Origin of the sequence: Faecalibacterium sp. An192 (assembly GCF_002160175.1) — a bacterium.
In the GTDB taxonomy this organism is placed as follows: Bacteria; Bacillota; Clostridia; order Oscillospirales; family Ruminococcaceae; genus Faecalibacterium.
Genome location: NZ_NFKB01000089.1, coordinates 1 through 6768, shown reverse-complemented (window position 1 = coordinate 6768; position 6768 = coordinate 1). Strand labels below are relative to the sequence as shown.

Annotated in this window: 9 protein-coding genes; 4 read left to right on the top strand and 5 right to left on the bottom strand. The window is 50.3% G+C overall.

The window, feature by feature from the left end; all coding sequences use genetic code 11:
- Positions 1-58: 58 nt before the first annotated feature.
- The 4 genes from B5F27_RS15545 to B5F27_RS15530 are packed head-to-tail and all read right to left on the bottom strand — an operon-like array spanning position 59 to position 3663.
- Positions 59-997, bottom strand: coding sequence for a radical SAM mobile pair protein B (locus B5F27_RS15545; protein WP_087368975.1), 939 nt, complete (start codon positions 995-997; stop codon positions 59-61).
- Positions 972-1493, bottom strand: a complete 522-nt coding sequence (locus B5F27_RS15540) for a GNAT family N-acetyltransferase (protein ID WP_087368974.1) — start codon at positions 1491-1493, stop codon at positions 972-974. Before B5F27_RS15540 ends, B5F27_RS15545 begins: the two co-directional genes overlap by 26 nt.
- Positions 1493-2968, bottom strand: a complete 1476-nt coding sequence (locus B5F27_RS15535) for an amino acid adenylation domain-containing protein (RefSeq protein WP_087368973.1) — start codon at positions 2966-2968, stop codon at positions 1493-1495. The genes B5F27_RS15540 and B5F27_RS15535 overlap by 1 nt, the downstream gene beginning before the upstream one ends.
- A 2-nt stretch (positions 2969-2970) precedes the next feature.
- Positions 2971-3663, bottom strand: coding sequence for an alpha/beta hydrolase-fold protein (locus tag B5F27_RS15530; RefSeq protein WP_087368972.1), 693 nt, complete (start codon positions 3661-3663; stop codon positions 2971-2973).
- A 129-nt stretch (positions 3664-3792) separates the two neighbouring features.
- On the opposite strand from B5F27_RS15530, the gene B5F27_RS15525 reads away from it, so the two are divergent.
- From B5F27_RS15525 to B5F27_RS17440, 4 genes are read left to right on the top strand one after another with little or no spacing between them, the layout of a single operon-like run.
- Positions 3793-4191, top strand: a complete 399-nt coding sequence (locus B5F27_RS15525) for a helix-turn-helix domain-containing protein (protein ID WP_087368971.1) — start codon at positions 3793-3795, stop codon at positions 4189-4191.
- Positions 4148-4957 carry an MmcQ/YjbR family DNA-binding protein gene (locus tag B5F27_RS17355; protein WP_087368970.1) on the top strand — a complete coding sequence of 270 codons (810 nt, stop codon included), beginning with the start codon at positions 4148-4150 and terminating at the stop codon, positions 4955-4957. The genes B5F27_RS15525 and B5F27_RS17355 overlap by 44 nt, the downstream gene beginning before the upstream one ends.
- Positions 4947-5417: a DUF5131 family protein gene (locus B5F27_RS17445; RefSeq protein WP_275533126.1), complete on the top strand. Its 471-nt coding sequence runs from the start codon at positions 4947-4949 to the stop codon at positions 5415-5417. The genes B5F27_RS17355 and B5F27_RS17445 overlap by 11 nt, the downstream gene beginning before the upstream one ends.
- Positions 5350-5751: a DUF5131 family protein gene (locus B5F27_RS17440; RefSeq protein WP_343214651.1), complete on the top strand. Its 402-nt coding sequence runs from the start codon at positions 5350-5352 to the stop codon at positions 5749-5751. Before B5F27_RS17445 ends, B5F27_RS17440 begins: the two co-directional genes overlap by 68 nt.
- Before the next feature lie 410 nt (positions 5752-6161).
- Here B5F27_RS17440 and B5F27_RS15510 read toward each other — a convergent pair whose 3' ends face one another.
- Entirely contained in the window at positions 6162-6749 is a 588-nt protein-coding gene (locus tag B5F27_RS15510) for a sigma-70 family RNA polymerase sigma factor (protein ID WP_275533124.1), read from the bottom strand.
- Between the last annotated feature and the right edge of the window lie 19 nt (positions 6750-6768).

Genomic DNA, 6768 nt, shown 5'->3' with positions numbered 1-6768 from the left:
CTGATGCCCTGGAGCGACTACATGCGCAGTTGTTTTGAATAACAAAAAAGGACCAGCTTTAGCTGGTCCTTTTTCTATTGTCAAGTACACTGTTTTGTGAGGCGCTTACTTTTTGCTGCTTTTTCTTTGCCGAAGGGATAATCTCTTCATGGAAAAAGTAGTTGACCACGATGGGCGGATCGTTGAACGGGCGTTTGATGGAATCATCATCACGGACATACAGCAACCCTTCTTCCTGACAGAACTGCCGCATCTGCGCATCCAGCATTGACCAGTAGCTGCGGTCTTTTTTGTTATAAATGGCATCGTACAGCGGCAGCAGGCCTGGATGTTTGTCCGTGATATAGTCAAAAATCGTTTTCTTATAACCGCCCCGCAGGTTCAGGTTTTCCAGCCAGACCAAATTACACTGATCCTTCGCCCGGCGGATGATGGCGGGCAGGTCGGTGATGCCGGGGAAAATCGGCGAGATAAAGCAGGTGGTGCGCACACCGGCGTCATGGAAGGCTTTCATGGCGGCCAGCCGCCGCTCAATGCTCACTGCATTGTCCATATCAGTGCGGAAATCTTCGTCCAGTGTGTTGATCGACCAAGATACCCGAGCGTTGGGGAATGTCTTGATGAGGTCGAGGTCACGCAACACCAGATCGGATTTGGTAGCAATGCTGAGGCTGCATCCGGTGCCCTGCATCTGTTCCAGCAGAGCGCGTGTCCGGCAGGCGGTTTCTTCCAACGGCTGGTATGGATCGCAGACCGAGCCGATGAACAGTTCCTTCCCGGCATATTTCTCCGGGTGCTTTATTTCCAGCCAGTGTTTAATATCTACAAAAGTTCCCCATGGTTCCGGGTGGTTCGTAAAACGCTTCATAAAGGAAGCGTAACAGTATTTACAACCATGTTCACAGCCCGTGTAGGGATTGACGGAATAATCTGCTACCGGCAGATTGGATTTGGTGAGGACGCTTTTTACTTCAATATTGTGGATCGTTGGTTCCATTGTAGGTATACTCCTTTTGATTTTGCTCATTTTCATGGGGCAGTTCCATCATATCCTTCATATCAGAAAAACCTATTCTTTGATACAGCGGCCTGCCCGCTTCTGAGGTTTCCAGGTATATTTTTGAAATATGGTGTTCGCGAGCCTGTTCTACAAGCCATCTGACAAGCCTGCTGGCTATGCCATGCCCACGAAATTGAGGTCTGACATAGACATTCATCAGGTAAGCGCATTTACCGGAAGGGTTATCCGGCGAGGGCATCTCGTGATAGAGGCACATCCCGCCGCAGCCGACGATTTCTTCCCCTATATAGACGAAGCAGGCGATATGCCCGCCCTGCGGCAATTCTTTCTGATAGTAGCGGCGGTTTTCGGCTTCCAGCTCCGCCAATGGCTGATCTGCCGGGATGGAGAATACTTCGTGCAGTACCTCCATCCGCCAGCGCATCAGCAGGTCAAGGTCTTGGAGTTCTGCTTTCCGAATTACAACGTCCATTACATCACCCCTGCTTTCATTACCACAGGCAGACGGGAAACATCGGGCTTTCCGTTGACATTGAGCGGAATCTGCTTCATTTTTACAAAAAATTCGGGGATCATAAAGGCAGTCAGATGATCTTCCAGTTCTTTCCGCACTTTGGAAATCTTCAGCTGGTCATCTGCGGGAACCACATAGGCGGTCATGTAAGAAAGCCCATCTTCATCGGTAAATGCTCTGACAACAGCCTGCTGGACATTTTGGCACTGGTAGAGGCGGGATTCTACTTCTGCGACTTCTACCCGCTTGCCATAAATCATAATCTGGTTATCTTTGCGGTGCAGGAATGCAATATTCCCGTCCGGCAGGATATAGCCCAGGTCACCGCTGCGGTACATGACGCTGCCATCCGGCTGCTGCTCGAAAACCTTGTTTTCTTCCGCATGGTCGCCAATATATCCCAAAGAGACGCCATCCCCATAAATACAGATTTCACCGGTTTGGCCTTTTGGCACTTCGTTCCCGCTCTGATCGAGAATCCGGATCTGCGCACCCAGTACAGGATGCCCGATAGGGTAAGTGCCATCTTCCAAAACCGTACCGCCGTTGCAGCGGTAGTAGGAGGCGCAGACCGTCGTCTCAGAAGGGCCGTAGGTGTTATAAACTTCCGCTTTGTCCAGCAAATGATCCACATAGACGCCCCGCAGTACATCGCCGCCGCTGATGAGCAGGCGCAGGGAGGACGGGATTTCCCGCAGATGGTTCATCTCTGCCAGCAGATAAGGGAACCCGCTGAGCATGGTCACATGGCGGCGCTCCACGAAATTCATCAGCGTATGAATATCCGTTTTGTCCTCATCCGCCGGAATTGCCAGCGCCGCGCCGTTTAGAAGACTGGCAAACACTTCTTCCACGAAGATGTCAAAGGAGCAGACCGAATATTGCAGCATGATGTCACCGGGGCCGGGATGAAATTCATTAGCGAATGCCCGGACATAATGGCAGACATTCCGGTTGGTCACGCAGACACCCTTGGGACGTCCGGTAGTACCGGATGTATAAAGCACATAAGCAGGGCGTTCCGGATCGGAGATTGCGTTCCGTTTCCAGGAAGGTGTTTCAACGCCGCAGATTTCACAGTCCGTATAGCGAATGGGAAAACCGCCCAGCTTATCTGTAAAAGGCTGCTCCGTCAGCACAAAGTCAACTGCGGCTTCCTCCATCATATCGTGGATGCGCCCTGTGGGGAAATCCGGCTCTGCCGGGATATAACGTCCGCCGCATTTGAGCACCGCCAGAATGGAGGCAATCATTTCGGCCCGATGCCGCATTACGATGCCGATACTGTGAATTTCTGCCGGGAAGCTGCACGCAATCATATCCACCATGTTGGAGAGTTCACCAAAAGTCATGGTGCGGCTGTTTTCAATGATGGCAGGTTCTTGTCCATGCTCTTTTACTACTTCTTGAAAAAGCGAATAAATCGTATCCATTTTTAATTCTCCTCATCGTTTGTTCTGTTTAATATCCATTGAAGTCCTGCCGCTGTCCGCGGCACGCCGTCTTTGAAGTGGTTGCCGGGATTTAACTGGAAGGTCGTGTCAATTCCCTGCCCATGATAGAACGCCTCAATGGTCTCGGTGTTCTGCTGGACACATTTCAGGAATTTGTTCCGGGTATGACATTCCCGGTCACCCAGCGAAAAGTACATACAGTCCGGCTTTTTCAAAGGCGTGTGGGAAGCGATGTAATCTTTGATTCCCGGAAACCACAGGGAACCGGACATACTGGCAACCCGTGAAAAAATGTCTGTCTGATAAATCGAATAAACCGCAAACAGTCCGGCCAGTGAATATCCCGCGATCCCCCGCCAGGAAGGGATACCCGGCAATGCTTTTTCCGCCTCCGGCAGAATTTGATTGAGCAGAAGTTTCAAATAATCATCGGATCCTCCGGTGCAGGGTGTGTCTTTTTCGGATATGGGCGGAATGTCCCAGGGAGCCATATCGTGATCCCATTCCAGATTGCTGACTGCAACCAGTGAAAAATCCGGGCAGCCGGTTTCCTGTAAATGCTTAAAAACCTGTTTCCCTTCGCGGCCGTAGGTATTCAGATAAATCACCGGCCTGTCTGGTGCTGCACTTGCAAACACATCTACTCTTTTTTGTTCTATGTTGAAGGAAGTCATCTTGCTGCCTCCTCTCTTGACGATTCCTTGTATAAATATTATACTGTATCTGAAAACGGAATCAAGTACACAGAAAGTTCGTACATAGTATCAAACTACTGACTAAGGCTAAAAACAGGAGGAATGGATATGGATCATGTGATGACATATGAGGAATATTTGCGGGATGTCAAAAAAGGAATTGTGACCGATCTGGGCAACTGCCCGGTCACGCCGCTGCTTCTGATGCTTCAGGGAAAGTGGAAAACACAGATTCTCTACGAGCTGTGCATTCACGATACCGTCCGCTTTGGTACTCTGAAAAAGGAGTTGCCTGGTATCACCAACACCATGCTGACCAACTCCTTACGGGAACTGGAACGGGATGGGTTTATCAATCGGGTGCAGTTCAATGAGATCCCGCCCCATGTGGAGTATTCCTTTACGGAGCGGGGACGTGACCTGATGCCGATTTTCTATCAGATTATGCTCTGGGGCTTCAAGCATGAAAAAGACAACCTGCCAAAGGACAATGAAAATGAGGAATAAGCCGTCCGTATCATATCGCAGCGAGATCATCGCTTATGCGGAGAAACAGTATGGAACCACGCCGGAATATCTCTGGCAATCTATACCGGGTTACGCGGTTCTCCGCCACGGGGACAGCCGGAAATGGTACGGGCTGATCATGGATGTTCCCGCAGAGAAGCTGGGAATGAGTGGGAAAAACGTAGTTGATATTATTGAGATCAAATGTGATCCGATTTTAAGTGGTTCCCTGACAGGTGGCAAAGGTATCCGTCCCGCTTACCATATGAAGCAGGGTAGCTGGATTTCTGTTTTATTGGATGGCTCGGTGGAGAAAACTTTAGTTTTCTCTTTGCTGGATATGAGCTATAAACTCACTTCAAAACGGAGAAAGGGAAAAGAACTTCTGAGCGGACGGCAGGAATGGATTGTTCCGGTAAATCCGAAGTATTACGACTTGCAAAAAGCGTTTTCGGAAAATGAGGAAATCATCTGGAAGCAAAGCAGCAATATTTCGGTTGGCGATGTTATCTTCCTGTATGTTACGGCTCCGGTTTGCGCAGTCCTGTATCGGTGCGAAGCCACAGAGGTCAATATCCCTTATCATTATGATGATGGCAACGTACATATGGATCATGTGATGAGATTGAGAAAGCTGGAACAGTACGAGCCGTCTTTTCTCCCATTTGAGAAGCTAAAAACCTATGGGATCGGCACAATACGCGGGCCGCGAAGAATGCCCCACAGTCTGATTTGTGAACTGGAAAGGAACCGGCATGAGCAGTGATATTTGGAATCCCTGGCATGGCTGTCGCAAATATAGCGAGGGCTGCGACCACTGCTATATGTACTATCTGGACAGCGAGAGGGGCAAATCAGGCGGGGAGATTTATAAGGTCAAGACGAATTTCAACCTGCCGCTGAAAAAAGACCGGCAGGGAAATTATAAAATTAAAAGCGGAGAAAGTTTGCGGGTATGTATGACCAGCGACTTTTTTCTGGAAGAAGCGGATGCCTGGCGGGATGAAGTCTGGGATATGATCCGCTTACGACCGGATGTACGGTTCTGGCTCCTGACAAAGCGTGCGCATCGTATCCGGGAGTACCTGCCCTGGGATTGGCTGGACGGATGGGAGAATGTTTCCATCAATGTGACGGCGGAAAATCAACTGCGGGCGGATGAAAGGCTATCAATACTCCTGGATATTCCGGCAAAATATGATTGCTCCATTTATCGGAAAAGTTGATTTGGAACCATATCTGGCTTCCGGCCAGTTGAAAACCGTATTTGCAGACGGAGAAAACTATGATGGTGCAAGGCCGCTCCACTATGAATGGGTTAAGCTGCTGTATGACCAATGCCGGAAATATAATGTTCCTTTCTCGTTTTTTGGAACGGGAAATGTTTTTATCAAGGACGGAAAAGAGTATCACATCTGCAAGGCTTATCAACACGTTCAGGCGCTGCGCTCCGGGCTGCAATATCCTGCCGTTGAACAGGACTGCCCCATTCAAACACGCTGCCGTACCTGCAAGCGGAGAAATTCATGTAATGGATGCCGGTGGTGCGGAAGGTGTTGAATATCCGCCGATTACACTCTGGGTCATCCAATAGGGGCGGGTAGCATCCCTGTTGGCAAAGGAATTCCAAAGGGGAACGGAGTTCTCCTTTGTCTGGGGTGTTCAGAGGGGATGCGTTCCCCTTTGACTGGAAGAATCCAAAGAAACCGGCGGTTTCGTGGCACACGACTTTCCCCCGGAAAGTCTAGTGTGTTATACCTTTGTGGAGCAGATGGCAGCCGGAATTGTAGCACGCCCCGGAAAGTGCGGCTACAGTTGCGGCGTTCCGGAGGGAAAGGTTGCCCCTTGCGGGGCAGCATAAGCGACAGAAAAAGGCTGGCGGGCGGTGCGGATATGCACTGTCTGTCAGCCGTGTCATTTGCGGAACAAAGGTATATCAAAGCCCCCGTCAGCCGCTGCTTCCCATCGTATCAGAACCACCACGGCAGCTTTCCGCGCAGGCTGTCCATCGCCTCGCCCTCCACCTTCTTTGTCCAGCTCTCGCTGAGATGGAAATGGAGCGCCGCGCCGATCAGCGGGTGCTCGATTCCATCGGTAAAGCCATAGCGGTACAGCAGATAGGTCTGCTCTCTGGCCGTCAGCTTGTCCAGCGCCGCATACAATTCTATCAGCTGCTCTTTTTGGATATAGATTTGCTCCGGCGTTTGGGTGTGAGGGTCGGCTATGGCTTCGATCCGCAGCATCCGTTCATCCTCTGAGAGAACGTCATCCAGATATACTCTCTGGAAGCCGGGGCCGTCTTTCTTATCCACCATCCGTTGCTCAAATAAAGCGAGGGCGGCGCGGATGCAGTCTGTCATGGCATTGCGGACTGCCGGTGCTGCATAAGTCAGAAATTTCATGCCGCGTCCCGCATCAAACAAAGGGATTGCGTTCAGTAGGCCGATACTTCCCTCCTGCACCAAATCATCTAGAGCAAACCCAGAAAATAGAGTGAAGTCACCGCCGCACTGTACAGCAGTGGTATGATAAATGTGGAGATGATGAATATGCTTCACAATGAATCACGGAACTTAT

What these genes read in the sequence shown, in the direction of transcription:
- B5F27_RS15545 (WP_087368975.1), bottom strand. Translation starts at nt 997, where the DNA reads ATGGAACCAACGATCCACAATATTGAAGTAAAAAGCGTCCTCACCAAA.
- B5F27_RS15540 (WP_087368974.1), bottom strand. Translation starts at nt 1,493, where the DNA reads ATGGACGTTGTAATTCGGAAAGCAGAACTCCAAGACCTTGACCTGCTG.
- B5F27_RS15535 (WP_087368973.1), bottom strand. Translation starts at nt 2,968, where the DNA reads ATGGATACGATTTATTCGCTTTTTCAAGAAGTAGTAAAAGAGCATGGA.
- B5F27_RS15530 (WP_087368972.1), bottom strand. Translation starts at nt 3,663, where the DNA reads ATGACTTCCTTCAACATAGAACAAAAAAGAGTAGATGTGTTTGCAAGT.
- B5F27_RS15525 (WP_087368971.1), top strand. Translation starts at nt 3,793, where the DNA reads ATGGATCATGTGATGACATATGAGGAATATTTGCGGGATGTCAAAAAA.
- B5F27_RS17355 (WP_087368970.1), top strand. Translation starts at nt 4,148, where the DNA reads ATGAAAAAGACAACCTGCCAAAGGACAATGAAAATGAGGAATAAGCCG.
- B5F27_RS17445 (WP_275533126.1), top strand. Translation starts at nt 4,947, where the DNA reads ATGAGCAGTGATATTTGGAATCCCTGGCATGGCTGTCGCAAATATAGC.
- B5F27_RS17440 (WP_343214651.1), top strand. Translation starts at nt 5,350, where the DNA reads ATGAAAGGCTATCAATACTCCTGGATATTCCGGCAAAATATGATTGCT.